The 26,436-nt window shown below is 57.5% G+C and carries 27 protein-coding genes; 14 read left to right on the top strand and 13 right to left on the bottom strand.

Annotation, left to right across the window (positions count from 1 at the left end; translation table 11 throughout):
* Positions 1-97 precede the first annotated feature (97 nt).
* Together IB273_RS31050 and IB273_RS31045 are read left to right on the top strand one after the other, a co-directional pair.
* Complete coding sequence (locus tag IB273_RS31050) at positions 98-847, top strand: electron transfer flavoprotein subunit beta/FixA family protein (RefSeq protein ID WP_138212024.1); 750 nt, start codon at positions 98-100, stop codon at positions 845-847.
* Positions 847-1,776 (top strand): electron transfer flavoprotein subunit alpha/FixB family protein, encoded by a 930-nt coding sequence (locus IB273_RS31045; protein ID WP_192225834.1) that lies wholly within the window; start codon positions 847-849, stop codon positions 1,774-1,776. The genes IB273_RS31050 and IB273_RS31045 overlap by 1 nt, the downstream gene beginning before the upstream one ends.
* Before the next feature lie 720 nt (positions 1,777-2,496).
* Here the strand turns inward: IB273_RS31045 and IB273_RS31040 are convergent.
* Both IB273_RS31040 and IB273_RS31035 read right to left on the bottom strand, forming a co-directional pair.
* Positions 2,497-3,504 (bottom strand): nucleotidyl transferase AbiEii/AbiGii toxin family protein, encoded by a 1,008-nt coding sequence (locus IB273_RS31040; protein WP_192225833.1) that lies wholly within the window; start codon positions 3,502-3,504, stop codon positions 2,497-2,499.
* Positions 3,497-4,087 (bottom strand): DUF6088 family protein, encoded by a 591-nt coding sequence (locus IB273_RS31035; RefSeq protein ID WP_192225832.1) that lies wholly within the window; start codon positions 4,085-4,087, stop codon positions 3,497-3,499. The genes IB273_RS31040 and IB273_RS31035 overlap by 8 nt, the downstream gene beginning before the upstream one ends.
* 311 nt (positions 4,088-4,398) lie before the next feature.
* On the opposite strand from IB273_RS31035, the gene IB273_RS31030 reads away from it, so the two are divergent.
* The 4 genes from IB273_RS31030 to IB273_RS31015 all read left to right on the top strand — a co-directional run bounded on the left by IB273_RS31030 (position 4,399) and on the right by IB273_RS31015 (position 7,687).
* Entirely contained in the window at positions 4,399-4,716 is a 318-nt protein-coding gene (locus IB273_RS31030) for a hypothetical protein (protein WP_192225831.1), read from the top strand.
* Between the two features lie 484 nt (positions 4,717-5,200).
* Complete coding sequence (locus IB273_RS31025; RefSeq protein WP_192225830.1) at positions 5,201-6,706, top strand: UvrD-helicase domain-containing protein; 1,506 nt, start codon at positions 5,201-5,203, stop codon at positions 6,704-6,706.
* A 63-nt stretch (positions 6,707-6,769) separates the two neighbouring features.
* A complete protein-coding gene (locus IB273_RS31020; protein ID WP_192225829.1) occupies positions 6,770-7,030 on the top strand; it encodes a hypothetical protein in 261 nt (86 codons plus the stop codon).
* Positions 7,031-7,141: 111 nt separating this feature from the next.
* Positions 7,142-7,687, top strand: a complete 546-nt coding sequence (locus tag IB273_RS31015; RefSeq protein ID WP_192225828.1) for a hypothetical protein — start codon at positions 7,142-7,144, stop codon at positions 7,685-7,687.
* Between the two features lie 79 nt (positions 7,688-7,766).
* On the opposite strand, the gene IB273_RS31010 is transcribed toward IB273_RS31015, so the two are convergent.
* On the bottom strand, positions 7,767-8,036 hold the full coding sequence (locus IB273_RS31010) for a helix-turn-helix domain-containing protein (RefSeq protein WP_192225827.1): 270 nt from the start codon (positions 8,034-8,036) through the stop codon (positions 7,767-7,769).
* Between the two features lie 121 nt (positions 8,037-8,157).
* Here IB273_RS31010 and IB273_RS31005 point away from each other — a divergent pair, with 121 nt between their 5' ends.
* Complete coding sequence (locus tag IB273_RS31005) at positions 8,158-8,577, top strand: hypothetical protein (RefSeq protein WP_192225826.1); 420 nt, start codon at positions 8,158-8,160, stop codon at positions 8,575-8,577.
* Positions 8,578-8,697: 120 nt separating this feature from the next.
* Here IB273_RS31005 and IB273_RS31000 read toward each other — a convergent pair whose 3' ends face one another.
* Entirely contained in the window at positions 8,698-9,000 is a 303-nt protein-coding gene (locus IB273_RS31000; protein WP_192225825.1) for a hypothetical protein, read from the bottom strand.
* A gap of 65 nt (positions 9,001-9,065) precedes the next feature.
* Positions 9,066-9,605 carry a phospholipase D family protein gene (locus tag IB273_RS30995; RefSeq protein ID WP_225610353.1) on the bottom strand — a complete coding sequence of 180 codons (540 nt, stop codon included), beginning with the start codon at positions 9,603-9,605 and terminating at the stop codon, positions 9,066-9,068.
* A gap of 208 nt (positions 9,606-9,813) precedes the next feature.
* Between IB273_RS30995 and IB273_RS30990 the strand changes: the two genes are divergently transcribed.
* Positions 9,814-10,311, top strand: coding sequence for a hypothetical protein (locus IB273_RS30990; protein WP_192225823.1), 498 nt, complete (start codon positions 9,814-9,816; stop codon positions 10,309-10,311).
* 63 nt (positions 10,312-10,374) lie between these two features.
* Here IB273_RS30990 and IB273_RS30985 read toward each other — a convergent pair whose 3' ends face one another.
* Complete coding sequence (locus IB273_RS30985) at positions 10,375-10,758, bottom strand: hypothetical protein (protein ID WP_318652519.1); 384 nt, start codon at positions 10,756-10,758, stop codon at positions 10,375-10,377.
* Between the two features lie 115 nt (positions 10,759-10,873).
* Between IB273_RS30985 and IB273_RS30980 the strand changes: the two genes are divergently transcribed.
* Positions 10,874-11,560 (top strand): DUF5677 domain-containing protein, encoded by a 687-nt coding sequence (locus IB273_RS30980; protein ID WP_225610352.1) that lies wholly within the window; start codon positions 10,874-10,876, stop codon positions 11,558-11,560.
* Between the two features lie 207 nt (positions 11,561-11,767).
* Here the strand turns inward: IB273_RS30980 and IB273_RS30975 are convergent, their stop codons facing one another.
* Positions 11,768-12,031: a hypothetical protein gene (locus tag IB273_RS30975; RefSeq protein ID WP_225610351.1), complete on the bottom strand. Its 264-nt coding sequence runs from the start codon at positions 12,029-12,031 to the stop codon at positions 11,768-11,770.
* Positions 12,032-12,154: 123 nt separating this feature from the next.
* On the opposite strand from IB273_RS30975, the gene IB273_RS30970 reads away from it, so the two are divergent.
* Positions 12,155-12,565, top strand: coding sequence for a hypothetical protein (locus IB273_RS30970; RefSeq protein WP_192225822.1), 411 nt, complete (start codon positions 12,155-12,157; stop codon positions 12,563-12,565).
* Between the two features lie 41 nt (positions 12,566-12,606).
* Positions 12,607-14,298: an SEC-C metal-binding domain-containing protein gene (locus IB273_RS30965; RefSeq protein WP_192225821.1), complete on the top strand. Its 1,692-nt coding sequence runs from the start codon at positions 12,607-12,609 to the stop codon at positions 14,296-14,298.
* Positions 14,299-14,343: 45 nt separating this feature from the next.
* Here the strand turns inward: IB273_RS30965 and IB273_RS30960 are convergent, their stop codons facing one another.
* On the bottom strand, positions 14,344-15,372 hold the full coding sequence (locus IB273_RS30960) for an endonuclease (RefSeq protein ID WP_192225820.1): 1,029 nt from the start codon (positions 15,370-15,372) through the stop codon (positions 14,344-14,346).
* A gap of 197 nt (positions 15,373-15,569) precedes the next feature.
* On the opposite strand from IB273_RS30960, the gene IB273_RS30955 reads away from it, so the two are divergent.
* On the top strand, positions 15,570-16,868 hold the full coding sequence (locus IB273_RS30955; RefSeq protein ID WP_192225819.1) for a hypothetical protein: 1,299 nt from the start codon (positions 15,570-15,572) through the stop codon (positions 16,866-16,868).
* A gap of 392 nt (positions 16,869-17,260) precedes the next feature.
* Here the strand turns inward: IB273_RS30955 and IB273_RS30950 are convergent, their stop codons facing one another.
* From IB273_RS30950 to IB273_RS30930, 5 genes are all read right to left on the bottom strand, one after another.
* Positions 17,261-17,641 carry a hypothetical protein gene (locus IB273_RS30950; RefSeq protein ID WP_192225818.1) on the bottom strand — a complete coding sequence of 127 codons (381 nt, stop codon included), beginning with the start codon at positions 17,639-17,641 and terminating at the stop codon, positions 17,261-17,263.
* A gap of 266 nt (positions 17,642-17,907) precedes the next feature.
* On the bottom strand, positions 17,908-19,215 hold the full coding sequence (locus tag IB273_RS30945) for a DUF1173 family protein (RefSeq protein ID WP_192225817.1): 1,308 nt from the start codon (positions 19,213-19,215) through the stop codon (positions 17,908-17,910).
* Positions 19,216-19,533: 318 nt separating this feature from the next.
* Positions 19,534-19,818, bottom strand: coding sequence for a helix-turn-helix domain-containing protein (locus IB273_RS30940; RefSeq protein WP_192225816.1), 285 nt, complete (start codon positions 19,816-19,818; stop codon positions 19,534-19,536).
* A gap of 106 nt (positions 19,819-19,924) precedes the next feature.
* Positions 19,925-20,251: a type II toxin-antitoxin system RelE/ParE family toxin gene (locus tag IB273_RS30935; RefSeq protein WP_192225815.1), complete on the bottom strand. Its 327-nt coding sequence runs from the start codon at positions 20,249-20,251 to the stop codon at positions 19,925-19,927.
* A 373-nt stretch (positions 20,252-20,624) separates the two neighbouring features.
* Positions 20,625-24,671, bottom strand: coding sequence for a helix-turn-helix domain-containing protein (locus IB273_RS30930; RefSeq protein ID WP_225610362.1), 4,047 nt, complete (start codon positions 24,669-24,671; stop codon positions 20,625-20,627).
* A gap of 89 nt (positions 24,672-24,760) precedes the next feature.
* On the opposite strand from IB273_RS30930, the gene IB273_RS30925 reads away from it, so the two are divergent.
* Together IB273_RS30925 and IB273_RS30920 are read left to right on the top strand one after the other, a co-directional pair.
* Positions 24,761-25,375: a type IV toxin-antitoxin system AbiEi family antitoxin domain-containing protein gene (locus IB273_RS30925; RefSeq protein WP_192225813.1), complete on the top strand. Its 615-nt coding sequence runs from the start codon at positions 24,761-24,763 to the stop codon at positions 25,373-25,375.
* Positions 25,372-26,289, top strand: a complete 918-nt coding sequence (locus tag IB273_RS30920) for a nucleotidyl transferase AbiEii/AbiGii toxin family protein (RefSeq protein WP_192225812.1) — start codon at positions 25,372-25,374, stop codon at positions 26,287-26,289. Before IB273_RS30925 ends, IB273_RS30920 begins: the two co-directional genes overlap by 4 nt.
* Positions 26,290-26,436 lie beyond the last annotated feature (147 nt).

Genomic DNA, 26,436 nt, shown 5'->3' with positions numbered 1-26,436 from the left:
TCCTACAGTGCGGCGGCTGGTTTGGGCCGGTTCACCTTGGAATCTGTCCATATATGTTTCCGGGCCACTAGGTCCGGTTTTTTTAGGGAGTCCCCAGATGAAAGTCCTCGTTGCCGTCAAGCGCGTGGTCGACTTCAACGTCAAGGTTCGCGTCAAGGCGGACCAATCCGGCGTCGACCTGGCCAACGTGAAAATGGCCCTCAATCCCTTCTGCGAGATCGCCGTGGAAGAGGCGGTGCGCCTGAAAGAGCAGGGCATCGCCGGTGAAGTGGTGGTGGTCACCGTCGGTTCGAGCGCAGCCCAGGAACAATTGCGTACCGCGTTAGCCCTGGGTGCCGACCGCGCCACACTAGTGGAGAGTGAGGCGGAGCTAGGTTCGCTGGCCATCGCCAAGGCGTTGAAGGCGCTGCTGGACCGGGAGCAGCCGCAACTGATCATCCTCGGCAAGCAGGCCATCGACAGCGACAACAACCAGACCGGCCAGATGCTGGCTGCGCTGACCGGCTACGCCCAGGGCACCTTCGCCTCCAAGGTCGAAGTGGCTGGCGACAAGGTCAACGTCACCCGTGAAATCGACGGCGGCCTGCAGACCGTTGCCCTGAACCTGCCGGCAATCGTCACCACCGACCTGCGCCTGAACGAGCCGCGCTACGCGTCGCTGCCCAACATCATGAAGGCGAAGAAGAAGCCGCTGGACGTGGTGACCCCGGACGCCCTGGGCGTTTCCACCGCTTCCACCGTGAAGACCGTGAAAGTCGAAGCTCCGGCTGCCCGTAGCGCCGGCATCAAGGTCAAGTCCGTTGCCGAACTGGTCGAGAAACTGAAGAACGAGGCGAAAGTAATCTGATGGCTATCCTGGTAATCGCTGAGCACAACAACGGCGCACTGGGCGCTGCCACTCTGAACACTGTTGCTGCTGCGCAGAAGATCGGTGGTGACATCGCCGTGCTGGTCGCTGGCCAGAACGTCGGTGGCGTGGCTGAAGCCGCTGTCAAGATCGCTGGTGTTGCCAAGGTGCTTGTCGCCGACAACGCTGCCTACGCTCACCAGCTGCCGGAGAACGTCGCTCCGCTGGTCGCTGAGCTTGGCAACGGTTACAGCCACGTGCTGGCTCCGGCCACCACCAACGGCAAGAACTTCCTGCCGCGCGTAGCTGCCCTGCTGGACGTCGACCAGATCTCCGAGATCATCGAAGTCGTCAGCGCCGACACCTTCAAGCGCCCGATCTACGCCGGTAACGCCATCGCTACCGTGCAGTCCTCGGCCGCCGTGAAAGTGATCACCGTACGTGGCACCGGCTTTGACGCCGTTGCTGCCGAAGGTGGCTCTGCCGCTGTTGAAGCTGTTTCCGGCCCGGCCGATGCCGGCAAGTCTGCCTTCGTTGGCGAAGAGCTGGCCAAGTCCGACCGTCCGGAACTGACCGCTGCCAAGATCGTCGTTTCCGGCGGCCGTGGCATGGGCAATGGCGACAACTTCAGCATCCTCTACTCCCTGGCTGACAAGCTGGGCGCTGCCGTCGGCGCTTCCCGCGCTGCCGTTGACGCCGGCTTCGTGCCCAACGACATGCAGGTCGGCCAGACCGGCAAGATCGTTGCTCCGCAGCTGTACGTGGCTGTCGGTATCTCCGGCGCCATCCAGCACCTGGCGGGCATGAAGGACTCGAAAGTGATCGTTGCGATCAACAAGGACGAAGAGGCGCCGATCTTTCAGGTTGCCGACTACGGCTTGGTTGGCGATCTGTTCGAGCTGATACCAGAGCTGGAAAAGGCGATCTGAGTTTCCAACGCGAGGCTCCGCTGGCCGGAGCCTCGCTGTTCATCCTCTTGTGGGGCATCAATCGCTACCTGGGTGCTTATTCTCGCTGAGTGAATAGATCCGTCTCGTTTGTCATGGGCTCGCTTATTTTGGGGCGCAAGTTGCGCATGAGAGGAGCAACGCTTGAGTAGAAGGCCAGAGGGCGAACGGGCCATGGTTCGTTTGCTAAGGACGAACCTTGATCATTAGCAGTAACACGGCTGCTACCGACCCATCGCGGACATCGATGAAGCGAGAGGAGTAAATCTACTTGTCAGTCAATGATGACGAACGAAAATTCGGTTTCAGGGTGCAGCTCTTTCCATTCGTCCAACCACTTTGACAGCATTCGAGATTCGTTCGGGAAGCGCAGACTCAGCCGACAGCTCCCGAGCACCGTTAGCCGCTTCGGTAGGGGTAGATCAATGCGAGTACGTAAACAGTGGCTAAAGAAGTCCCAATTGAACTCGCGATCAAGCGGTAGCCCGATCAAGAGCGCTATTGCCTGCCGCAAATACAGTGGCGAGGTTACGTAGTTAAGGTCGAGTACTACTCCATCGTCCCGCATGTTGATCCGTCCCTTCTCTTGGAATTGCGAGCGTACCCTGAGCAATAGAGATGGGGCCTTGCCTGAGGCCAGATTTACGCCCGCTTCTGGCCGGTAGCTGCCGGTCGTCCCTTCGGTACATTCAAGCGCTTGCTTCAACTCTCGGCCGCCGCGTTCAGGCGTGCTTCCAGGGCAGCGCATGCCGACATCAACTCGGCGAAGGAGGGGGGCGTCGACTCGAACATGCCGCCATCAGTCATCCTGAGATAGTCCTCTTCCAGGCTTGAAAGGGCACCGCCGGTTGGTACGAGCTGCAGGTTCCCCTCTACAGCGTGTCGGTAGTCCACCACCGAGTCATCTGCAGCTTTCTCCCTGAAAAACCAGGACTTGTGCTCAGCGACTTTCCTTGCAATGTCCCGCTGGGAAATTACGTCGGCGAACTCGGCGTTGCTGGCAATCGAGACCAAGTCGTGCCAGTGGCGGGCAAACCGCTCAGATTTAAGGCGCTCTTGCACACAGTAAACATGGGCAGCCGTAGCCTTCTCCCAGAAGGTGCGGGCAACATCCATCACGACAGGGTTCGCATCGGGGAAGCTGACACCCTCCATCTCTGCCCGGGCCAGATCGCAGGTTACGATGCGACGCGCATGTGGCTCCCCGGTGGACCTGGCCCCGAACTCAAGCAAGACTCGTGGCTGGATGTAAGAGCTCGCGGGTGTGCGGGGAGGGTAGTGGAGGTAGAGCTTGTCACCTTCCTGCTGCAGATCCAGTTGGATGCCGGCGTTAGCGATCGCTTCCCCAAGCAGGGGGGCGACGGCCTGCTCGATCCAAATTGGTAACTGCTTGCGTACTTCCTCAGTCCAGCGACCGGCCTGAGTGCGGCTCTTTGGAATTTCGGTCTCCGCCGCAGGAAGCATCTGACGGACGTCGTACGTCAGATCAATATCCTCCGAGAAGCGATCGATCAGCCGATATACCTTCGACAAGGAGGTGCCGCCCTTGAAGGTGAGATGATCACCAAACGGGGTAGAGAAAATCCTCCCCAGTGTCCACACGACGTAGATGTCCTTCTCCAGGACATAGGCTGGCCGGCCAAGCATCTGCGCCGCTGTTTCCAGAACCTCGGATTGGTCATCTGCGCTGAGTTCGAAGAAATCAGGCATTCATAGCCTCCTTACCGAGGAGTGTGGCCATCCATGAGGGCAGGGTAGAGCGGCGCGCGAGCAGCATGGCCCACTCGGAGGCAGGCAGCTTGCTATGCAGCTGCTTGATTGCCGAATAAGCGTGATGCTCACCCAACCAGGCCAGAGCACGAATTGCTTCGCCGGCGGCCGACACCCCCAGCATCCAACGGGGCGCATGCCTCACCTGAATTTCGGTTTTGCCGAGCTGCAGGGTTCGCGGCCGGCCACTCGTTAGAAACATCTCGCGAACAGGCACCTGTTGCGTTAGACCGAGTGCGTTCGCCGCTCGAGCGCCAGTCGAGGTCACAGTTTCATTGTTCCTCTCGGCGAGCGCCTGGACGATTTTCTCCGCGGCCGGCGCGCGGGTACCGAATCGACTTTTCACAGGCACCACATACGTACCGCGGCAGATGCGCAAAAGCTTCCCGGCCTTCGCCAAACGAGAGAACGCTTGGTCAATGGCAGCACGTGATCCCACACCCAGAAATTCTTTCGGTGCAAGCACGCCACCTTCCGGCAAGGTCTGGCTGCGCTCCAGGATGAGTTGAGGAAGCTTCTTCATATCGCCACCACTCGGTGATCTGATGCAATGTCATAACTCTATCAATGTTTCTGACATTTGGTCAATTTTCAACCGAATACGCCGCCATGGAGCAGCTTCCAGCGCGCTAAAGGGAATATCAACAGCCTTAGCTATTCCTTCGCATAATAAGCATTATGTTAAACGACGTTTGCGCGCTAAATTTTTGCGAACCACCTATGCTGCGACGATTGCCGTACAGCATGCCTATTCCGACAGCATCGGGACTCCACGACCACTGACGAAATGGTGTAAAAACTAAGCCGCAGCGAGTCATTTTCACTGGAGGAAACATGCTGAAAGTCGGAAGCTTCTTCGACCTGGGGCAAGCCGAGAAGGTCGGCGATATCTGCATTCGCAACGCCGGCGACGAAATTGCTTTCGACCTCGCGCATAGTGATGGGTATCGATACACAGTCACTATCCGTCGAGTGCAGGACAACCTATTCAAAGGGGTTGCAGAGAATCAGCCTGGTGGCGATCTTGCCGAGGTTACGTGTCGGGTATTCCAAGGTGAGCCAGACGACACAATCCTGCTTGTTGGATCCGGCTGGCGATACCCAGGTGACCCGACAAACTATCCCTGGTTCGTGCAACTCCAGACCGAATGAAGTCAGATAGGGCAATTTGAGCTCAACACCGAAAACGCCCGTACCCCGGGCGTTTTTTCGTTCTTCGCGCTGATCGACCGAAATGCCGCCTGCGCCATTTCCAAAGATTATCGTCGCTCAAAATGACATACAGGCCTCCCTGGTTAGCTCCACGCCTGCCGGGATACTTCTGCTAGCGCGAGGCAACCACGCGCTTGGGTTTCCCTCCCGCTCTCATAGCCTGGACTCAACCTATTAGGAGCCCAGTGCATGAACATCAAACTGATCCCCATGATACTGCTGCCAATGTGCGCGCTGTGCAGTTGCGCAGCGGATAAACCCTCTGTGGTAGGCCAGCCCCAACCAGGGCACGAACTGCAGGGAACCGTTCCGAGGCCAGCTCCTCAGATAGCGCCGAACTGTGCAGTGATCGCCGGGGTGCTCCGATGCCAGTGGGTCGAACCGGCAGGTTCCACTCGAACCCTCATGCTTTGAGGTAGTCCCCATGAACTACACACACGAGCAGCTACCGGCCATCAACTCGCTTGCGCGGTTGGTAAAGCTTGTTGCCTTCGCAGGCACAGGCAAAACCACCACGCTAATCGGCTACGCCTTGGCGCGGCCGCAGAGCCGCATCCTTTATCTCTGCTACAACAAGAGCGTCGAGCAGGCGGCAAAGCAGCGGTTCCCGAACAACGTCGTATGCAAGACGTCTCACGGCCTCGCTTTCGGTGCCGTCGGCACGCGCTACAAGCACAAGCTCACACAAAACCTCCGACTGACCGACGCAGCAAAAGCCATCAACAGTCAGAACTGGGACTTGGTCAGGACGGTGCTGGAAACGCTGAACAGTTACCTCGCCAGCGCGGATGCCGGCATTGAGATTGAGATCGACCACTGCCCTCCCGAAAAAATGAAGAACGAGCGGATGCGCCGCGCCGGCACCGGAGTCGTGGCCGCAGCACGTCTACTGTGGGCCAGGATGCAGGACGTTGAAGACCGGGCGATAGGAATGACGCACGACGGCTACCTGAAGCTATGGGCCCTGTCCAGGCCCAACCTGCGGAGCCGGTTCGATATTGTCCTCGGTGACGAGTTCCAGGACATCAATCCAGTGGTTGCCGGCGTACTTGCAGATCAAGCCAGCTATGGCTTAGGGGTGGTGGTGTGCGGTGATGGCCACCAGATGCTCTACCGGTTCCGTGGCGCTGTGGATGCGCTGAACGCTTCGTGGCTCAATCGCGCCGAGGTGCATTACCTCACACAGTCCTTCCGCTTCGGCAGCGCCGTTGCGCACGTCGGGAACATGATCCTTTCGTTCAAAGGTGAACAGCGCCAGCTGGTAGGGCTTGGTCTGGCAACCCGAGTGACCAAAAAGATCCCCGAGGGCCTGGAGCACCGCGCCATCCTTTGCCGAACCGTGGTCGGAGTAATCGAAAGCGCGCTGCGCTTGGCGGACCAAGGAGAAAAAATCTTCTGGGTCGGGGGGATTGAGGGATACAACCTGCAGGCCTTGGAGGATCTCCATGCGCTGTCGATTGGTCAGTACGACCGAGTAAAAGGGAAGAAGCTGCTGCAGGAGTATCCGCAGTACACCTTCTACAAGGAAGTGGCGAGCGACAGCCAGGATCCGGAAATGCTGCGATCCATCCAGATCGTCGAGCAATACGCAAAAGACCTCCCTGCTCTCTTTGCCAAGCTGCGGTTAAACGCCGTCGCTGACGAGCTCGAGGCGAGTGTCACGCTAAGCACCGCCCACAGAGCCAAGGGATTGGAGTGGGATGTCGTACAGCTGGCAGAGGATTTTTCGTTCGAACCGTTCAACCCCAACAATTCCCGCGAAGCGTGGGAGGACGAAATGAACCTCCTGTACGTCGCCTGCACCAGGGCTATGCAGGTTCTCGCGGTCAATGCCCCTGTTCTCGCGATCATGGCGGAATTCGTCGGACGCCGAGATGGCGTCAGGCCGGCCACGCCGCTCGTATTCAAACAGGATCGCCTTGCAGCGTGAATCTGCCTTGGGATTGCTCAGGATGGGCATAGCGTGGTGATTCCCAAGAAATGGAGAACGCCCATGCCCCACCCTTCCCTCATGATCCAGACCAGTGCTGGAGAGAGGCTCACGCTAAACCTCTCGCCCATGCTGCCGAAACAAAACACCGAGGCCCCCGAAGAGGCTGAGCCGCGTCGCCACTGGCAATTCACAAACACGAGCGCTGCGCGCATCAGGGAGTTTCTCAGCAAGCATGATGCCGGCTCGCTGTACCTGCGCCAGCAGCTGCTCATCCTGGTTGGGAACACTCTGGTCGACGCTGCTGCCAGCGCGCACGCGTAAACCTGACCGAAGGCTCAATGATGGCTCTTCGCCACAAGACCAAAGCCGTGGATAATGGCAGATTGCATGCGGACTGGATGCTTTGCCGCAGATCGTATCGAGGACTGAAAGATGCAAAACAAATCGGGGACGCCAAACAGCCTGTTGGACATCTGGCGCGAACTTGAAGAAGTGCGCCAGGCTGCCCGCTCCAAGGCACAAGGAGGCGATAAGGCCTCGGACACGCTGCTTGGTTATGTGTCCAGCATGATGGACCTCGCGCTGTACCCTATTGATTCGACCATCTACAGCAAGGTCGACGAGCGCGACGGTACTGCTGTAACGCCGGCGGGATACCCGTGGCAGGTATCGGCGACCGAAGGGAATGTGCGGCAGCTGGTGTGCATGGCTACCGGTGCCGTAGTACTGAAGACGATCGAGCAACTCACCGCGGAGCTCTCGCTCGTGCCGGTATCGCTCCCCGAGATCTATCGCCCGGACGTTCGTCTTTCCCCTGCTCAGCTCGATGACAAGTACAGCGACGGTTCTGCCCCCACGCATCCGTTTTTCACCAGCTTGCAGTGGCGCCACCATGTTGCCCAGAACCGTACCATCTACGGCTACTGGGAGTGGCTCAGCCAGCAGCTGCACTTCCTGAGCGCGGCCGAGGCCGCGTAAAGAAAAGGCCCGCCATATGCGGGCCTTTTTCGTTATCGGGCTCAAGAAGATCGGCGCGCCAGAGCGGGGCAGCCTCAGTTCACTTAGCACCCAGGTCGCGCTGAAGTTGCGCGATCAACAGCGCCGGCGTCATGCCCGGGTTTTGTAGAAGAACCGCGCGCGCGATCAGTGTCACCAGGTCAACGCCCAGCGCGTCCGCGATCTCCTGAGCCTTCACAAGGGAAGGCGTTTTGAGGCCGCGCTCCACCTCGCTGATGTAACTCTGGCTGGGACCAACCGCTTCTTGCTGTACACCCCTCTCCTTCCTTGTTTGGCGAACGGCTTTGCCAAACGCTTCGCTCATATCCATTTTGCGTCTCTGGCAAAAGGGACGATGAAGCCTTCTGAGATGGCAAACAGCTATACTTGATAGCGTATATTTTTCGCCCCAGGATAGAGACTTGACCGGCAGTGACGCCCTTGGAGTCGGCATGAAAAACACCTACCCCGTAGAGTCAGTCCTCTACAGCAAGCAGGACGTCCGGACGGAGGCTGCTGGTGGCATGAACAGCATTGTGCCGGCAGGACATGCCTGGCTCGTAGTCGCCGCATCGGCGTCGACGCGCACGCTGAAGAGCACCACGACCGGCATAGAAATAGGGAGAGTTGTGGACGAGATTCGTGCTGCTTTTGCGCCAGCCCCGCTGACTGTTCCCGAGGCCTACCGGCAGGATCTCCAACTATCGCCGGTAGAACTAAGCGCCAGGTACGCCAGCAACTCCGTAGACACCCACCCGCTCCTACCTGTTCAGCTGTGGCGCCAGCACGTACAACAGCAACAGACCATGACGGGATACTGGGATTGGGTCAGCCAACAACTGGCCATGCTGGCGGGCGTAGATCGAAGCTAACGGCAGACAAACAAAAACGCCCGCTAAGCGGGCGTTTTTGCGTTTGGAGGGCTGCTCCAACAATTCTGCAGCCAGGGTATGGGAATGGATTAGCGCCTCGTAGCGAGCCTTGAAGGAGCCCTACTCGCCGGGCAGGTGAAATCGGGTGGTGTGGTGACCCACTTCGGTGGTCAGCATCATCAGGATCGGCAGATCGTCCTCTCTCAAAGAAACGAGATAGATGGACCTGATCTCGCCCTCATGAGCTAGCACGGCGAGGTTGGTTTCCACGATCTCCTCACCAGCCACACCGAAGTCCCCACAGCAATGGCGCTCGAGCAGTGGAGCGAAAATTTCGTGTGCTGCAGCCGGCGAGCCGCACAGATGGACGATGCCCTTGGATACGAAAACCGCGCCGCAGTCGAAAAGGTGGTTCTGGGCCATGCCAAGGTCCTTGGAGAGTGAGTAGTCGCAACCAGGATGAGCTACCTCTGCAGGAACCCAAGCCGTCAGTACTTGGCTGGCAGGTCCACTCCTCCCTCCCATAGGACTCGCCACTCCTCAGCGTACTGGCGCGCCAGCTTCGGCACGTCGCGGAGCAACAGCACATTCTCGGCATTCTGGGAGTGTGCTGCTGCGGAGTAGTTGAAGCTGCCCAGCTGGACGCTACGGCCGTCGATCACCATGAACTTGTCATGCAGGATCGCGTATTGGCTGCTCAGCCGTACGGCAACGTTCTTATTGGCAAGAAACTGCGCCGCGGAGTAGCGCCGGCCAGTCCGGCTATTCGGGTCGTTCGCCTTCGCATCGGCGACTACTGCGACTTGGACACCTCGGTTGGCAGCCTTGAGCAGGGCCATGGCCACCGGCTTGCTTGTGAACGAATACGCCGCTACCAGGATTTCTGATTGAGCCGATTGAATCCCTTGAAGCACCACGTCCTGGGCGCCAGCTCGGGGAGAAAACCCAACCAGGTAAGAGGCCTCAGGGATCGGCGTGGTGGCGCCGGCGGTACTCGCCCCCAGAGCAAGGACGAAGGAGATGAGCAAGGCCTTTCTTTGCATAGTGAACCTCAGCGGAACGTGATGTTGCCGATGAGGTTATTGGCCTGGCCACCCTAGGAGAGGCGTTTTCTGGGCAAGAACACGACGGAAAGAACTGCTCAGTTTGCTCGTTCTGAAGCCCTGCCTTCAGCAACTTGGGATTGCTTGATGACTGCGTAGTGTGGGTGCCAGAACCAATCACACGAGATCGAGCATGTACCAGAGCACCCGCGCCTCCAAAGCCGTTGGCCTTGAACTGAAAAACCTGCGCTCCTGCGCTAGCACCGACGGTGACGCATGGAGCGCCTCGGTTTATCTCGTCGGCAAGCGCATCGGCACCGCAATGTACGGTGGCACCGGTGGCCCCGTTGAAGTCGAAGTCAATGATCAGACGCTGGCCAGCATTCGAAAATTGGTCGAAGACGCTGGATATCAGATGCTGGATTTCAACGGCAGCCCTTACGTAAAGCCCGCCACTCTCCACGGCTTTGCAGAGTTTTTCTTCCACGAGTTGGCCGAGGAATCCATGATCCTGAAGAAGCTTCGGCCCAAGCTACGGAAATCGACTTACGTCCATCTAAAGGGGGCACCAGAAGGTCAGTTCGTCGTTTACAGCTGCTCTTTCACGCCTGATACGAAGCGTGAAATCCAGAAGGAGGAAGGCTCCAAGCTGGAGTACTTCTTGAACGAGAAGATCGCCGACCTGCTGTAACTGCGCTGCACTCTGGGCCTGAGTTTTGGATGCCTTCTTCAGTGGCGGCCTAGGGCCGCCACACTAGGGAGCTCCGCCTGAGAGAGTCTCGGCTACAGCAGCGGAATGCTTCGCCCTCCCCTTTGTCGCCGTGAGCTTTTGGGTCGTGGTAACCACCTCGACATTAAGGAAATAGTCACTCGCGTATGGACGGCGCTGAAAAGCCTGGTGGAGGTACGCTACAAACCGTTCGGCGAGCTCAACACTGTCCAGGTAAAGCGTCTTGTAGGAAAGCCGGCCTGTTGGGGTCGCGTAAAGCCCATCGACGATATCATCATCCCTGTAGTACGGATTCTGAAGATTCGATGGGATAAGGCGATGAGGAATCAGTACCCGAATGGTCGCGTACTCCACCGCCGATTTGTTGGGGAAATCTCCAGCACTGCGCAGTTTTTTGGGTTCAATCACGACGTTAATCCCTTACTGTCCGTTGTGCCAGACGGTACCACCGCCGTGATCCGTTGGCATCACCGGCCCGCGACAGTGACCAGCACTAACCCTAGATCTGAGGTGTCAGAACCGCATGAGCACTCCATCAGTACTGAACGAGCTTGTTAAGGCGTTAGAAACGCAAGCTTCGATGCTGATTATATCCTCCGAGATGGAAGCAACAGGGCCAACGGATCCTCGCGACGACTTTGTTCGTAAGCAGCTGAGGCGAGCAGCTGAGTTCGTAAGCGGAGCGGCGGTTTTGGGCTCTGCGGCAAACCCCGCCTGCCTAGGAGTCCTGAGTCGATGCCTACTGGAGCAGCTGATCACGGTTTTGTGGGGCATCCGATCCATTGAAAATGCGGAGTCGCAAAGCAGTGCGGGCACCGCTCAATTGGCAAAGGCGTTCAAATCAAACCTAGAAGCAGGAACCATGCAGGTCTTCGACCGGAGCACTCGCGAGGATGTTACGGCTCGCTACCTAGAGCAGGAACAACTAAAGCGACGTTCTCCGCCCAGTATTCAGCAGCAAGCCAAGGAGGCGGACGTTGCCGACCTGTACACCGCTGTCTACAGATTCTTGTCGCTTGAGACGCACGGACACAGTGAAAGTCCCAGCGAGAAATCACAAATCGCAGATCTGTGCAGTATCCACCTTCAAGGCATTGGCGCCGTAAGCAACGCCATTGGTCAGGGCGGTGTCTGGTGGCTGATTAATCGTCACTGGCCTGACAACGAGTCGCTACGTGAAGTGCTGGGGCTGAACCAGAAGAAGCAGTAGCGCTACGCGTTTTAGAGTGCGGTTTAAAAGCCCCGCAGAGATGCGCTGGGCCTCATACATTCACGTTCAAAGAGGCACTCTCTCGAAGCATCGGCAGCCGAGCGATTGAGGCAGCGTTATGAGGGAAAGCGAAACTGGGCCAACTGGAAAGACACCATCACCAGGCGCAAACGCCGTTCTGAATCAGTTGACGTCGATAGCACTCACTCAGGGTTCGACCACGTCAAGCAACGCCCAAGGCCTGTAGCCAGCTGCACGAGCTGTCTTTTCCGCATCGAGAATGGCCTCTGTCCTACTGATTGACCGCGAGCGATGTTCGTACCTGAAGGCCGGCCCACCGTCGCCGCGCACGCTCAAAATGACCAAATAACCACGCATTGGATTGCTGGCTTCGATGGTGCGTTTATCCTTTTTCGGAGCAACACCCAGAGCTTCTCGCATCTGCCGTTCGAGGTCATCAGTTGGGTTCATTCAAGCTCATCCAGAGTGGGGAGTTCAAAGTCTATCTGAATCCCAGGCAGTCGCGTTCACCCGCTCTTTCCGTGCCGTGGAAAGATGAAATAGCATTGGGCCATTACTGCATGGAGCAACCAGATGGCACGACGCCGATCGAGATCATTTCAATCCTGGGCACTAGGGCTAGTCGGGGTCATCGTCACCGCCGTGGTGATGTACTACGTACGAGTCGCAGCCATCGACTACATCGCTGAGCGCCAAATAGAGCGAACACAGCGAGCCCTGGAGAAGCTTCAGGCGCTCAACACACGCCCCTCAACAGCTTCAGCTCCTCAAACCTACCGTCAGCAAGATCAGTACGACGCCGAGGTTGTCAGGGTTGCCGCCGAGACACAGCGTCAACACGACATCGCGTGGGAGCGCTTTTACCAGCCACCCCGTGGTTGCGATAACTGGAGAAGCGACCAGCACATGGTCGAGTGCGTCGAGCATAAGAACCATGCCAAGCATGAGTTCGAAGTGAAATGGGCCGCCGGCCAACTGCGGTAGGGCGGCACAGCTATTGAAGACAGCATCGCAGAGTCAGGACCATGGACGATATTGAACTCGCCTACGGGGTAACCTTGAAGATCGGCGACCTCTACAAGGAAGGAAAGCTCTTCAGCCTGGCCACACCAGGGTATGCGTTGACCCAGCTACGGGGACTCGCTTCGGTGTACTGTGATCTCCTTTTTCCTAGCTTCGACGAACGCACGGAGCTGGCGACGAAAATCCGGATGCTAGACGAGCGCCGCTTGCTGACCTCAAAGGAGAAGCGCCAGCTCAAGATACTTCAGCTCAACGGCAACAAAGGTGCTCATCCCGAAAAGTACGACTTCCAGGCCGTTGGCTTCGCTGAACAGGCCCTTGAGTCACTATATGCCGCTCGATCACTAATCGAGGCCAACTACCGCTCTAGGGGACAGCAGGTTCCTGACTACGCGGTCGTCGACGTCACAGAAGACCCGCTCAAGGATGTCTGCTACCGCGCCATGATTGATGGGGATGTAGATGCAATCCATCAGGCAGGGGTTTACTTCAAAGAGCGCGCGGATCAACTCAAAAGACAGGATCAGTTCATCCTGCAGGATGGGTACGGTCCAGCATCCAGGGTGGACATCGACAAGGCCATGTACTGGTTCAAGCAGGGGGCCGACGCCCGCCATTCGGACTGCATGTTCCAGTACGGGTCCTACAAAGCTAAAGACACTGGCGTGGACGAAACGACGCGTCTGAAGGGCGAGCAGTTGGCCCTCCACGCTTCAGAGCTTGGCCACCCTGATGCATTGGCCTTTATCGGTGACTGCAACCTTCACGGCTCTCCTGGATTTGCCAAGGACGAGACGGCGGCCCTCCTCTACTTTGAAAAAGCTGCACAGCACGGGCACCCGGAAGCACTCAGCCAGTTGGGAGCGATGTATGCAGTGGGCCGGGGCTGCGAGATTAACCCCACCAAAGCAGCAAGCTACTGTCAGGAAGCCGCTGAACTTGGTTATCCCCAAGCTCAGTTCAACTTATTCGCTCTCTACTCCACCGGGCAAGGCGTTCCAACTGACAAGCAACTTGCGCTCAAGTGGCTGGTGGAGGCCGCCGCTCAAGGCTTCCCCAACGCAACGTTCAGCCTCGGGTACGAGATCTGGGAAGGAGCTCTACCCGACCGTAATCTCGCAGAAGCGGTGGACTGCTTTGAACGCAGCATCAGCTTCATCGAGTTTCGAGTGCGTGCAGCACGGGCATACGCACAATTAACGCTGCGCTTGGAGGACAACAAGGCTGGCTGGGAAAAAGCTGCGAGCGCCCTACAGCTCTGCATGGAGACAATAGCCACTGAAGGTGACCCGCATGATGATGAGGCAGCATGTCTGGAGCTTTCGCGCATAGCAGTGGGAAAGCTCCGGAAATGGCTCAGTCAGAACAGGACCGCCGCCGTATTCGATCTGAACAGTCTGCTGGTGTGTGGCCTCTTCGACAGAAATGCAGTACCGGTTCGCAGCAAATTTAAGCGACTGGCCGAGCTGAGGTTGCTGATAGACGTCCTTTCACAGGGCGACACCACCCAGAGACAGCGCAACTTGTTCCGGTTACTCAGAGAGGTGGGGGTGGAAGGAACAGAAGCAATCGAGCGCCTGCAGCATGATTCACCGATTCCGGTGCGCACTGGGAGGGGCAGCCGCGAACAGGGACGGAATGATCCGTGCTGGTGTGGCTCCGGCCAGAAGTACAAGAGGTGCCACGGCACTTGATGACCAGGAGAAAGACACTCCCTCCGCTTCCTCAGCGTGCCGAGCCTAGCGGCATTCGTTAGCTAATTCGAACCCTGCCGACCTGGCGGCCGCCGGCGAGTCGAAGTCAACCTGGTCGCGACGGTTCAGGCGACGTTTGGTGGTACACCCCTCGGGCAAGTAGAAGATGTTCGTTCGTCTGTTCCCCACCACGGGACCGGTCCAACTGTCGACGACGCCCTTTTCCACCGCCGGCCGAAGTGCAGACTCTCGATCTGCCGCATCCAGCCCATCCGCCGATGGGACATAGCCCGAGACCCAAGATCGCGCCCCAGTGACGAAGGGATTGGGGACACCGGTAAGGGCCTCGAGCTTCTTCTCGCGTTCAGCCTCCCAGGGCGTCACCGGAAAGCTCCGGTCCCATTCCATGAGCATGTCCTGCTGCTGCTCGCTCAAACGAATTGCATACCGGTCGGCCATGTAGAAGGTCACCCGGGCGACAAATCCTTTCACTTCATCGCGCGGCTCAAACAGTCCAGCTCCTCGGTCGAATTTTGAAGGGCACAGCCCATAGCGAGGGAGAGAGCTGGGCAGCTCACCGAGATCCGCGCCAGCGCGATCCATCGCAACCTCGCCGCCGGCCGGCACCAGATTGTGCAGATCGGTGGCCATGGCCTGGAATGCGTCGTCACCGGCGGAGCAGGCCTTCTCCCCACCGCGGCGCCAGCACTCCCTCCCCTTGCCCATGGCCTGCAGCGGAACGATAGGTGCCCAGGTCAGTTGCTGAGCCGCGCGGGGCTGGGTGCTGGCCACGTAGCCGCATGCGCTCAGCTGCATCTTACCGGCGCCGTTTTTCGTCCAGGCCCAAGTGCAGCCGCAGTACAGATCACCAATTCCGGTCTGGTTCCAACTGGCGTAGACCTTGCGCAATGCAGCGTTTGAGGTGCGGGGGGCTGTCCCTTTATCGCCGGCCGCGTGAAGCGGGGGCGAGAGCAAAGCGAAAGCTAGAACAATGACCGCGAATCGAACAGGTTGAACTTCTTGGATCGGTACGTCCCAGGTTGTCGCGATGTGGTTAGAACTGCTGGGGCTCATGCGCATCTCCATTCAAAGGTTACGCGCAGGCTATATGCCGTCGGAAACGCTGACGGGTGATTTTCAACCTGTTCGATGCAGGAAAAAAATAGGCCACCTCATCCCTTGATCTGGACACAAGCATCGCAGGTAAACTCGACTTTTAAGGCACTAACCGTCTGCCTTCCTTGCTCGCAACGCCACATGGATACGTCGAATTGCTAGGCATTAATCTCAGTAAAAGCGACATCGCTGAATACGCTCACCTCACACAAACCATCCACCTTCATCGGGCTGAACAAACGGACCTGGACAGCCTGATAAAAGCGCTATTCGAGCCTGAATGGGATTCGGGATTACGTGTGGTAGACGGGACCCGGGATGTCTTGCGGCCAATGCTTCATGAGATGCGGCACTGGGTCGATATGAACTGCTCTGTGCGAGGGCTGAAGACGCTTTCAGCGATTTTCCAACTCATGGCAGACCCGACACCAAGCAATTCCGCCATCCCGAACTTGAAGTTCGACATCACTCTGAACCGCTTCATCGAGCGCCATGACCCTGCAAATGGAAACATGCATTACCCTTGGCAGGTAGCCTTTTCTCTAAGCGATCCTCAATTTCATGAGCCCATACGGCACGTGTCGGCATGCTTCTATCGGAACAATGACAGGTTCCGCCGCAAAATCCTTTTTAAGTCCCCGATATACCTCGGGAGCATGCTGGAGACTTGTGCCTACTATCAGGAACAGCGTGACGCGTTATCTCTGCTAACCGAAGTGTCAACCCCAGCTGGCACTCAAGCGAGGGTCGAGACTGATGAGATGGCTTTTCTACAGGATTCCTCACGGCCCGAGTACCACGCAATCATCCATGCAGTATCGTCGGCCGCTCGGCAACCCGAAGCCGTGCATGGCATCGCCCTCGCTGCTGGCCTATGCACACTCCTGCTGCATATGCCGCCCAACATGCTAAGGGATAGCTGCCAGCGGGTGGAATCCGCCATGGCGGGGCGACAGTACGGAAAAGCGAAAGTGGATGCCGACCGGCAAATGCGTGCAATTACCTGGGTTTGCCCGGAGGCCGCACTAATTCATAACGCCCTACACGAGCTCGGAGTCAGATCTGAGTGGTCGCCCTTAACCTACAGCGACGATCTAATTTTCGACCTGGTGCCACTTTGGAAGAAACGACAGGGGGAATTTTTCGAGCGAAGCCATGACCAGTTTGTGAAAACAGTCCAGGCAATCAAAGGTCCGGATTATTTCCACGAATCGGTTCCAGCACTGATTGAAAACAATCGGTGGCTGCTGGAGCAGGGAACCCTAGCCCCCAGCATCGTCAGGCTACCGAAGCGCCCTCCAATCATTTTTGGAGACGCATTCATTCATCCTCCAGCCCCAGAATTCGCAGGTGTGATTCCGCATTACATGGGAGCTGATACTCGGCAGGTGGAAGAACTACTTCGCATTCGTCCGCTATACAGCGACGTCCACCACCCCTGGGACGGACAGTAGCCGGCACCCAACCTGCGAGCGACGACCTCTGCACGATTTAAGCGGATCCGCTGCGGGCAGATGCTGAACCTCCTCATTCCACCTGCTAAGCCTAGCAGTTGGCATATTCTTGGGTGGGTCCACCAAGTGGAAGCTGCAGACGATGGAGGCATGGGGTGTCCTGGCTCGCCGCCGCAACTGCTACTTCCACGTAGGCCGAGTGAACAGCGCGCGCCGGATCGCAACGTGCTCGGCGGCCGGCGCCAGCAGCTTCGACGGCACCAGCGTTACCCGCTTCGCCAAAACCCTTCCGCGTCTCGACGCAGCACTGGGATTTGCAGAAGACCAGCCAGACCTATTCGACTTGAACACTTTGCATGTCCAAGAAACCCCTTATGACTGTCGCTGGCCACTCAATGCTGAAAGGTCACGTCACGGTTCGTGAAGATTGTCGCTAGCGTGGCCGGCTCAGCTTTCACATCCGTCTTTCTCCTCACCTGCTCAAGCGCCAGCTCAAGGCGGTAGTCTTCGAAATGACGGAAAAGGTCCTCCAAAGGCATTTCATTAATGGCGCCCGCATTCTTCGCAAACAAAATGTGGACGATAGCGGCAAGAGGCAGCGACATTGCCTCGTTCTCTTCGTCGTCGCACCCTTGAGAGAGCACCCGGAAGCACTCCTCGAGATGTTCCTGGAGCTCGCTGAGCCAATAATCGTTGAGATTGCACGGCAAGGTAGCCTCAGGGCTGCTAGACAACACTTCCTGTTGGAATTTTTGTAGTATCGCGCTCGGCATGTTCACTCCTTTGAATAGTTCCTGGCAGCTTCTTGGCCTCTGGAGCGCCAGGTCCAGTCGCTACTGGGGTAGATGGATTGTTGCCATGCGAGGATGTGGTTCCAGTCTTACGGAATAGCCACATGGGCACTTCCTAGTGAACCCTTCACTGGCCTTACCTATCGTAGATAGGGTTTTCTTGTAACAGTTCGGGCAAACCACCCGCCGCCTAAACTTCGATTTAGCCATCACAAGACCTACTGGTTGAAGCTGACGCTTCGAAACTCCTAAACGCCATCGACTACAGATTCCGGCACATCTTCCCCGGCTGTATCAGCGTTTTCCTTGCTGCGGTAATCGATGTTTCGTTCAGGGAAGGGTGCTATCGCCTTCCCTAGGGGATCGTCGAATGCGTTCCAGTGCCACCACCCCGTAGAACCGTATTGCCCGTTGTACCAGCGAATCTTCCGTTGCCGGCGAGTCCGGTACTCTTCGGTGTCCATGCCGAACACCTCTAGGGGAAACTGTGTGTCTCGCCCCATATCCAGCAGCCAGAAGTCGGGGAATATTTCGTCCTCAGCTTCGAACCGCGGTGGCTTGAAGAAAGCGCGGCCTTGGGCGTGAAGCTTTGCCTCGATCACGGCCTCATAGCCGGAGTCGAGGGGAATCATACGCTCGCTAACGCGCATGAGCGCGAGCTCCAGGACCTCCGCATAACGCCCCTCCTTCAGGTTCAACTGAGCAATCGCGATCACCTTATGCCCAGCCTTCCAGGCTGCAAACTCCGCAGCGAAACTGCGCTCAGCGCGGCTGCGAACTTCAAAGCGAATGTCCATCGTTGGCATTCCGAAGGGACCCGCTAGCGGCAGTTGCCGGAGGTCGTGGCGAGTTTCGTCGTATCGCGCAAGAGGCGCTACCGCGATCAGTCGTCGCTTGTGCGTGCGCGCGGCCGCGACCACATCGGCATTCTGGGTCGCGCGGCCAGAACCCTTGCTGGCCGACACCACCAACACGTCGTGGATAGTCATTCGGCTAGCTCGAACCCGCTTCGCCGCTTCCGACACCCAATACGACACCGCGCCCGACTTTCGCTTTCCCTCCATGAGGGGATACCAGTTGGCCAAGCCGGCCTCCAGCCACAAGAGTTGAAGCAGGCCAAGGAGCTTCATTGAAGGCTTTTTCACACCGGGGACACGAGGTGGAAGGTCGTGCCCATCGCCGGAAGGAGCCGCGTCGTTGATCCGCAGGCCATGGGCCAGGCGAATCCTCAAAGTGTTGTCCTCTGCCTCCTCTATCACACCGACGTCGTAGCCCTGCAGCCCCGATCTCTCCGCTGCAGGTGCGTAGAACCGACAGTCGTTTGCGTGCTCTGGGCCCGTGTTGGCGTATCGGGCAAGGTGATAGCTGTCGCTTCCCTCTCGGTGCTTCACCGCGAGACAACGGTTACCATTTCCAGGGCAGAGGCAGATCACCTGGGTGCCGTGAGCCCGCTGCAGAACCGATTTCCAACCATCGGCGAATTCCTTCTCGGTTTGGAAATCTTTGGAATACTTCTTCTGGGTGCTGAGTACACGTACTTCGTAGATCGTCGGCATCTCCCCTCCCTGACCTGGCCTCGCGCCAATCGCTATCGAACCACTCGTTCACCATGCCAGAAGGCCTGGAAAATGATCCAGCTCTGCGCGCCTTGCCTCTCTTGCTACCACGCTTAGAACCTAAGACCACCGAGACCTACTTGGTTCTACGCGCCGTTTGGCTGATTGCATGTGAGCGGTCCAGTATCGCGCTCAACTCGTCAAAACCATCTAATCAAGGCGCCAAAATGAAAAAGCCCCACCGTTTCGGGCAGGGCTTCAGGGTCTTGCTTTTGTGAAGTCTACTAGTCAATCCATTACCAGCACCTCACCAGCGGCTCATGCCGCGCGTTGGACCACCGAGATCTCCAGATTGAGGCCGGCAGCACCCAGCAGGTTTACCAGGGCATCAAGGGAGAACTTATCGATCTTCCCTTTGAGCAGGTCGTTAAGTCTCGGCTGCGTGACGTGCAGACGAGCAGCAGCATCTTTTTGCGGTACATCCCAACCGTTGACGGTTCTAGTGAGTTCCCGCATGAGTTGAGCACGGATACGCAGGTTTTCGGCTTCTTCTGGCGAATCAACCAGCGCATCCCAAACATTGGTAGCGCGTTCGTTTGCCATGGATTTATTTCCTCTCGATGAGTATGTGTTTCTAGTAGAGCAGGACAGCAGTGACGAGGAGCCCCCTCTCGGCCAGACCTTGACCGGAGGGGGTCGCCCATCCCTCTCATCCCAGTGATCTCAGCCTGTCTTTCGCCAGGTCGATGTCACGCTTTTCCGTCTGCTGTGTGGTCTTCTGGAAGACATGTAGCACGTAGATCGCCTCTGGCCGGTTGGCCACATAGAACACGCGAAAAGCCCCTTCACAACTCACCCGGATTTCCATCACGCCAGGTCCAACCTCTGGCATCGCCTTCCAATCGCTTGGCATGTCACCGCACTGCACTTGGGAGAGCTGGAAGCCAATCCGTTGCTTGGCTTTAGCTGGACAGTCCCGCAGATCGTCCAGGCTGCTTCCAACAAACACCACATCCTTCTGCTGCTCGAGTTTCATAGAACCTCCGACGTCGACCCAGTTTGTCAGCACATTCCCGTTTCATGGCCCTTTCCTCATTTGAGTGCTGGACGCATCTGCCAGAGAACCCCAACCTCAGGAAGGTGGATCCGCCGGCGCCGTTGCCTCATTGCGCCCAGTGAAATCAGCCTATATCCATTTTGATATAAACGTCAAGACGTGAATGCTTGGGGTCATTTTGAGTGAGGGAATTTGGAGCGGGTTGGTCGTTAAGGACTGTGGACTCGGGCATAGCACTCAGAGCGAATCAGTTCAGTCGAAGTGCAAGCCCAGCCGTGCCGGATTTTGTAGTCGATTAACCGACAGCGGATGGGCAGCTGTATTTGACACAGGCAATGAATGTCTCAAAAAATCAGAACCAGTCCCGACGCTCAGCGTCATCGTCGTGAAAACGCGCCTCAGCCTCGTATCTCTCGGCAAGCAACTCAAGAGCTCTCGCGGTGAAAGGATGCTCTAGAGCCACGGACTGCGACCATCTCCGGTATTTTTCCACCTCGGTACGCTCAAGCGCTCCACCAGCGCTAAGAAGCCTGGTTGTGCCGCCACGTCGGCTTACTTTTCCTGCATAGAACCCATTTAGCAGCGTCTTGTTGCGCAGTTCATCGATGACTTCTCGCACCGGCTCCGCCGGCCAGTTCCCATCAGAACCCATTGGAGAAGCAGACAGAATCGCCCCGATTTGATCGTAGGCAATGTCCTTACGATGCCGTGCTTCGGCCAAGACGATCACTTCGTCAACCCACTTGATGAGTGCGTCATGGTCGATGGAACCGTCTTCACGTGTACCTGGTAGATGACTCCACAGTCTGAGGAGGCGATAGGCTTGGCTTGCGACACTGGCGTTTCTGTCCTCCTGCTGAGCAGTCTCCTGCTCCGATCCCTCGCTGGGAGAGAACGCAGCCGAGAGCATCAGAACAAACAACGCTGGTTGCTCAGCCAGGGCCACAAGAATCGCTTTGGGCGGACGCCGTGAATGCTCTAGAACTTGCAGGTACTTCCACTCCAGAAGAGCTAGAGCGTTTTTGTCCAGATCGTCTCGCTTATCCAAGCACTGGAAAATCTCGCCTACGTAGTACTGGAACATTGTCCCGTCGTTAGGGTCGGCTGATGGTTCTGCTGACTCCAGCGCCGCTCTATTTAGCAGATCGACAAGCAATTCCGTCTCTAGTTGTAGGCCGGTGTCTCGCCCAGCAAAAGCGACTGCAGCTCGAGCTCTGCTGACTGACACAAACTTCTTGATGGCGAAGATGACCTCGTCCTTATGTTCCTTCGACCAGAACACAGGAACGGACTTCCAATAGCTCTCCTCAATCGCCGTTCCGGCAAGATGCGCTTGCTCCCAGGTCCAGGTATTTCCCGGAAGCGAGAGCAGAATCGCGAGAATTGCTGACGGATCCCAGTTAGTGGTGCGCGCTTTTTTTAGCAACGCCTCAGCCCACTCTTTCCCCTTGTGGTGGAACCTAGGCGCGATGTATCCCCTCGCCACTTCGCGTTGCCGGCTGTCGCCGCTAAGAAGAGCTGCCTCTACAACTGCCTGAACAACAGGCTCTGGATTGTCAGTCTGGAATAGTGCCTTCCCCACAAGCATCGGATGCTCAACCTGACGAGCGAGCTCAAGAACGGCCTCCGGCCCGCCAGTTTGAACGAGCTCGTTGACTGCGCGTCTTCTGAGCTCATCAATGTCTCGTTCCTCTGCCTCCCATCCAGAGGAGGGCCGCGGCACAGAAACGCCGCCAGCAAAGAGCCAATTCAGGCTCTGTATTTCGTCCTTAGGGGTAAATCGCTCGTAGATCATCTCGAGCCGAGCCAGCGTGTCCTCAGGCATAGCCCAATCCATGTCGTGGAATTGCCGATGGTGGTGTAGCGTCCGTCGAATAGCCCCCCAAAGCGCAGTGCGCCCCTCTTCGTCCGATATCTCCCTTTCCGCCACCTCAAGCGCACCCAAGACATCACCTGGCCCCGAGACAAGATCAGGCAGCCGATCTACGAGGTCCTTCCAACGCGGCGCACTGCGACCTGCGTCTGCGATCAGACGCTGAGTAATCTCTACGACACCGCGGCTTATCAAACTCCAAGAGACCTCCTCGACCCTTTCTGGGGTGAAATCGCGCCACCGCGGACTTGGAGAAGGGGTCGATGTGTCATTGCCCTTCGGAAGCATGCCGAGCATCAAACGCCAAGCAGATTCGCTTTCACGCTTCCTGAGTACGTCAAGGATCTTTAGCCTTTGCTCCAATGTTGCATAGGTTTGAGGCCCCCAAAGGAGAAATACATTTCGCAGGCTGTTGCTAGGCCGGTTCATGTATCGCGCGGGGGTGGTGTCGATGGAGTCGAGCTTCGCCAGAACCCGAGCCACGCGAGCAAGATGCTCCGGAGACCACGCTAGTGACTCGAGAGCCCAGAGGAGATCGCATAAGTGCGATGCTCCTGCGCCAATTCCGTCTTCAATGGTGAAGAGTGAGCCCAGCGGCTGATCCTCTTGCTCCAGGCTGTCCTCTAGCGCGTCGAGAAATGCCTGGGGCGATGCTTCGGCAAGCAGGCGGAAATCCTTGGAGAGAGACCACCAGCGCACCTGGTCGGCATTTCCCATCAACATCCGAACGATCTGGTCCGCGCTGCGCTTTGCTTCGGCAGTATCTCCCCACAATGCGAGCAGGATCAGCGTTTTCCCAACGCCGTGGCGCAGCAGCTCCGAATAGCTGGGGCGAATGTCCCGCAGAGAAGCCAACCAGCGCTCATCGGGAGCCATTCCAAATCGCGGATCTTCGGCCTCCAAAACCTGAAGTGCGACATTCTCAAACCGCGCCAGCTCCACACTGCTCAACGACTTAGAGAGCAGCATCCACGCATCGATAGGAGATCTGACCCGCCAGGCTGACGCCACCTTCTGAAGCGGACTATCAAAGTTGCCAGCAAAGGAAGCCAATTCAACCACGAGCTTGTCGTACGGCAGGTCAGCGATCTCCGCGATGCGCGCACAGTCGGCCTCAGAAGATTCGTCCCAGCCGCCGGCTAGAAGGGCAGCACGGAGCACAGGGCTCGTAGAGGCATCAGCCCACCGCGGCCGACGACCGGGTGCTGCAAACATAAGGCGCCTTAGCACGGTCAGATTGCGTGCACAGTCGCGAGCGAGCGCATCAGCTTTCGCTTCGGGAACCCCAGCCTGGGTAAGGGCAAAAATGATGCCCTCACGTGATGGTCTCTCCAACACGCGAAGGTCGCCCTGGGTTACTTGGCGATCGTCATAGCACTGGAGGACATAGTGCCCACGGCCAACTAGCACCTTCGCCAAACCTGGATCAGGTTCCATCAGCAACATAATCAGCGGCGCTGGCGCCACTGCTAGATCTCGCGCTGCCTTTGTCGTCGCAGCGACTAGGGAACGGGCGCGATAAGCCATTGAGAGTTCGTTGGGGAGCATGCTCAGCGTGGCGTGGAAGAACGCGACCACCTCTTCAGTTGTGCTCGCTTGAAGCGACAACATGGAAGGGACGCCTCTAAGCCAACGCAGTGTCTCTATCGCGTCTTGGTCGCGATCGCTTAGCACCAGTTCTTCCGAGAGTGGCTGGATCGATGCCAGAGACCATTCTTCCCAGACTTCGCTGAGCTCATGCACGCCGTCAGGTCGTTTATTCAATCGCCTGGCGAGCCACAGCCCAACCGATGGAGTTTGCTCAATCCAATGGACGAGATCATCAGCATCGTAGGCTCGGACGTCCTTCCACACACCCTCTTTGTTCCGCTCGTTAACCCACTCGTGCTTCTTAGGCCAAGGGCGTGTTGAGATGAACACATAGGTAGAGGTGGATGGGTCAAGCGGGTCAGGAGTCTCTGTTCGCTTCCTGTAGTCGCTAGTCGCCTTTCCCGCGATGTCCATTCTCTGGGTGGTGATCTCCCAACCGGTCTCCCCTGGTGGCACGTAACGACTGCGGGCCTCACCCGAGGTCACGCCATCCCACCCTGAATGCCTAACGCTTTCTTCTGCTGGGAATCGCCGCCAGATACCGGCCCCCTCAGACGCATAAACCAAGTGGGAGAGCAGCGTTGACATGCTTCCAGCAGCATCAGTGCGATTGGCCCAATCGGTAAGATCTTGCGACGTCACCCAGCGCAAAGGGATGCCCGATGGAGCGACTGATGCAGGCGGCGCTATAGGGGGAAGAGCCGGACCGATCACAGCGCCTTGAGGCGGGAAGCTGATGCCGGCGCGCTCTAAGGCATTGCGGATAGCCGCCGCATTATTGGCCATAGGTATCCGGTGGCCGCGCTCAAAATCGGCCACGGTGGAGGTCGCTACGCCAGCATTCTTGGCGAGTTCCTGCTGAGACCACGCCAGTAGGGCTCGTGCTGCCCTTACTTGCTGGGGTGACAGTTCGTCGGGGGGGCTAGACTGATTCATGGTCATATGAAATATATGACGTCATTGATTATCTCTCAAGCGTTATATTTTGGTGACAAATAATCGTAAATGCCTACAATAAATAACAAATGATCCAGAATGATTTGACTCATCGGGAACGAGCCCTTCGCCTTGTCCAAGACAGGGGAATCGTTCGCGCGCGAGATTTCACCGCTGCCGGCATCCCGCTGGTCTACCTGAAGCGTCTTTGCGATTCGGGCGATATTTTCCGTCTTTCCCGGGGGCTCTATCAGGATCCAAATCGTCTCGGCGAGCACGCCGCCCACGATCTGGCTGAAGCGGCACGTAGAGTACCCAACGGAGTGATCAGCCTAATCAGCGCCCTCCACTACCACCAACTCACCACCCAGCTGCCCCACGCGGTCTGGATGACGATTCCCCATAAGGCTAGAACACCCCAAGCCCAGGGGCTGCGACTGGAGTTCGTACGCGCGACCGGCGAAGTAATGTCCGCCGGCATCGAGCACATCAGTGTCGAAGGCGTACTGGTACCAATCTTTTGTCCAGCCAAAACCGTGGCGGATTGCTTCAAACACCGGCGAATCGTGGGTGAGGACGTAGCAGTAGAGGCACTGAAAGACGCCATTCGGCAACGAAAAGCGACGCCCAGTGAGTTGATGCGGTTTGCAGCAATCAATCGGGTGGCTGAGCGGGTTGCGCTCTACCTGAGAGCCCTTCAATGAGCGTCAGGTCCATCAAGAACCCCGGGGCCTCCATCAACGCCCGCCTGATGAATCGCGCAAGAGATCGAGGCGATATTTTCAACCTCGTCCAGACGCGCTATGCGCAGGAACGTCTGCTCTATCGACTTAGCCAACTCCCCGAGGCGGAAGGCTACATGCTCAAGGGTGCAATGCTCTATGGGACCTGGCCCGAGCACGTATACCGCCCGACGAAAGACATTGATCTACTCGGCCATGGAGATCCCAGCCCAGAGGCGATTCTGGCGCTGTTTCGAAAGGTCTGTATGGTCGTCGTATCAGAAGACGGCATCAGTTTCGATCCCGCAACGCTCTCCGTGCAGCCAGTGAGGGAGGATGAGCACTATCGAGGGATCTCCCTAACCGTGGAAGGGCAAATCCACACCGCCAGGGTCACAGTGCAGGTAGATATCGGTTTTGGGGACCACGTTTATCCTGCGCCAGAGTCGCAAAGATTTCCCGCTCTTCTGCCAGGACTGCCCGAAGCTCGCATCCTGATGTACCCGCAGGCGACAGTAATCGCCGAGAAATTCGAGGCGATGGTTCGTTTCGGCGCGATCAACAGCAGGCTTAAGGATTACTTCGATATCTGGGTGATCATCCGAACATTTCCGCTGGACATGTCAGTTCTGATCCGGGCGATCTCCGGGACATTTGAGCGCCGCGGCGCAACAATCCCTACCGGTATCCCCGTTGGCCTCAGTCCGGATTTTGTTCAGATCGTCGGCCAACGGTGGCAGGGCTATCTGCGCCTCAATCCGCAGGTGAGCCCACCGTCGTCCTTCGAGGATCTATTGTCCGACCTACGCCAGTTCTTTGGTCCTGTGATAGCAGGCTCCCAACGTCCGGAGTTCCACCAGGGCCAGTGGGACCCGAGCAAGAAGGAATGGACCTGAATAAAGCCCTGGACTGCTCTGCCAGATGCAACGTAGCGGCAGTAAACACCCTCAGGCTGGCCCGAAATCGGTAAGCCAAGTCTTCGATACAAATACAGATCCATACCGGAATTTGTAGTCGTAAAAAGACCATCGACTACGGATACC

It is taken from the genome of Pseudomonas sp. PDM19, assembly GCF_014852215.1.
Lineage (GTDB): Bacteria > Pseudomonadota > Gammaproteobacteria > Pseudomonadales > Pseudomonadaceae > Pseudomonas.
Note: the sequence above shows the minus strand (reverse complement) of the source record. Positions and strands in the feature narration are given on the sequence as shown.

What these genes read in the sequence shown, in the direction of transcription:
- IB273_RS31050 (WP_138212024.1), top strand. Translation starts at nt 98, where the DNA reads ATGAAAGTCCTCGTTGCCGTCAAGCGCGTGGTCGACTTCAACGTCAAG.
- IB273_RS31045 (WP_192225834.1), top strand. Translation starts at nt 847, where the DNA reads ATGGCTATCCTGGTAATCGCTGAGCACAACAACGGCGCACTGGGCGCT.
- IB273_RS31040 (WP_192225833.1), bottom strand. Translation starts at nt 3,504, where the DNA reads ATGCCTGATTTCTTCGAACTCAGCGCAGATGACCAATCCGAGGTTCTG.
- IB273_RS31035 (WP_192225832.1), bottom strand. Translation starts at nt 4,087, where the DNA reads ATGAAGAAGCTTCCTCAACTCATCCTGGAGCGCAGCCAGACCTTGCCG.
- IB273_RS31030 (WP_192225831.1), top strand. Translation starts at nt 4,399, where the DNA reads ATGCTGAAAGTCGGAAGCTTCTTCGACCTGGGGCAAGCCGAGAAGGTC.
- IB273_RS31025 (WP_192225830.1), top strand. Translation starts at nt 5,201, where the DNA reads ATGAACTACACACACGAGCAGCTACCGGCCATCAACTCGCTTGCGCGG.
- IB273_RS31020 (WP_192225829.1), top strand. Translation starts at nt 6,770, where the DNA reads ATGCCCCACCCTTCCCTCATGATCCAGACCAGTGCTGGAGAGAGGCTC.
- IB273_RS31015 (WP_192225828.1), top strand. Translation starts at nt 7,142, where the DNA reads ATGCAAAACAAATCGGGGACGCCAAACAGCCTGTTGGACATCTGGCGC.
- IB273_RS31010 (WP_192225827.1), bottom strand. Translation starts at nt 8,036, where the DNA reads ATGGATATGAGCGAAGCGTTTGGCAAAGCCGTTCGCCAAACAAGGAAG.
- IB273_RS31005 (WP_192225826.1), top strand. Translation starts at nt 8,158, where the DNA reads ATGAAAAACACCTACCCCGTAGAGTCAGTCCTCTACAGCAAGCAGGAC.
- IB273_RS31000 (WP_192225825.1), bottom strand. Translation starts at nt 9,000, where the DNA reads ATGGCCCAGAACCACCTTTTCGACTGCGGCGCGGTTTTCGTATCCAAG.
- IB273_RS30990 (WP_192225823.1), top strand. Translation starts at nt 9,814, where the DNA reads ATGTACCAGAGCACCCGCGCCTCCAAAGCCGTTGGCCTTGAACTGAAA.
- IB273_RS30980 (WP_225610352.1), top strand. Translation starts at nt 10,874, where the DNA reads ATGAGCACTCCATCAGTACTGAACGAGCTTGTTAAGGCGTTAGAAACG.
- IB273_RS30975 (WP_225610351.1), bottom strand. Translation starts at nt 12,031, where the DNA reads ATGAACCCAACTGATGACCTCGAACGGCAGATGCGAGAAGCTCTGGGT.
- IB273_RS30970 (WP_192225822.1), top strand. Translation starts at nt 12,155, where the DNA reads ATGGCACGACGCCGATCGAGATCATTTCAATCCTGGGCACTAGGGCTA.
- IB273_RS30965 (WP_192225821.1), top strand. Translation starts at nt 12,607, where the DNA reads ATGGACGATATTGAACTCGCCTACGGGGTAACCTTGAAGATCGGCGAC.
- IB273_RS30960 (WP_192225820.1), bottom strand. Translation starts at nt 15,372, where the DNA reads ATGAGCCCCAGCAGTTCTAACCACATCGCGACAACCTGGGACGTACCG.
- IB273_RS30950 (WP_192225818.1), bottom strand. Translation starts at nt 17,641, where the DNA reads ATGCCGAGCGCGATACTACAAAAATTCCAACAGGAAGTGTTGTCTAGC.
- IB273_RS30945 (WP_192225817.1), bottom strand. Translation starts at nt 19,215, where the DNA reads ATGCCGACGATCTACGAAGTACGTGTACTCAGCACCCAGAAGAAGTAT.
- IB273_RS30940 (WP_192225816.1), bottom strand. Translation starts at nt 19,818, where the DNA reads ATGGCAAACGAACGCGCTACCAATGTTTGGGATGCGCTGGTTGATTCG.
- IB273_RS30935 (WP_192225815.1), bottom strand. Translation starts at nt 20,251, where the DNA reads ATGAAACTCGAGCAGCAGAAGGATGTGGTGTTTGTTGGAAGCAGCCTG.
- IB273_RS30930 (WP_225610362.1), bottom strand. Translation starts at nt 24,671, where the DNA reads ATGAATCAGTCTAGCCCCCCCGACGAACTGTCACCCCAGCAAGTAAGG.
- IB273_RS30925 (WP_192225813.1), top strand. Translation starts at nt 24,761, where the DNA reads ATGATCCAGAATGATTTGACTCATCGGGAACGAGCCCTTCGCCTTGTC.
- IB273_RS30920 (WP_192225812.1), top strand. Translation starts at nt 25,372, where the DNA reads ATGAGCGTCAGGTCCATCAAGAACCCCGGGGCCTCCATCAACGCCCGC.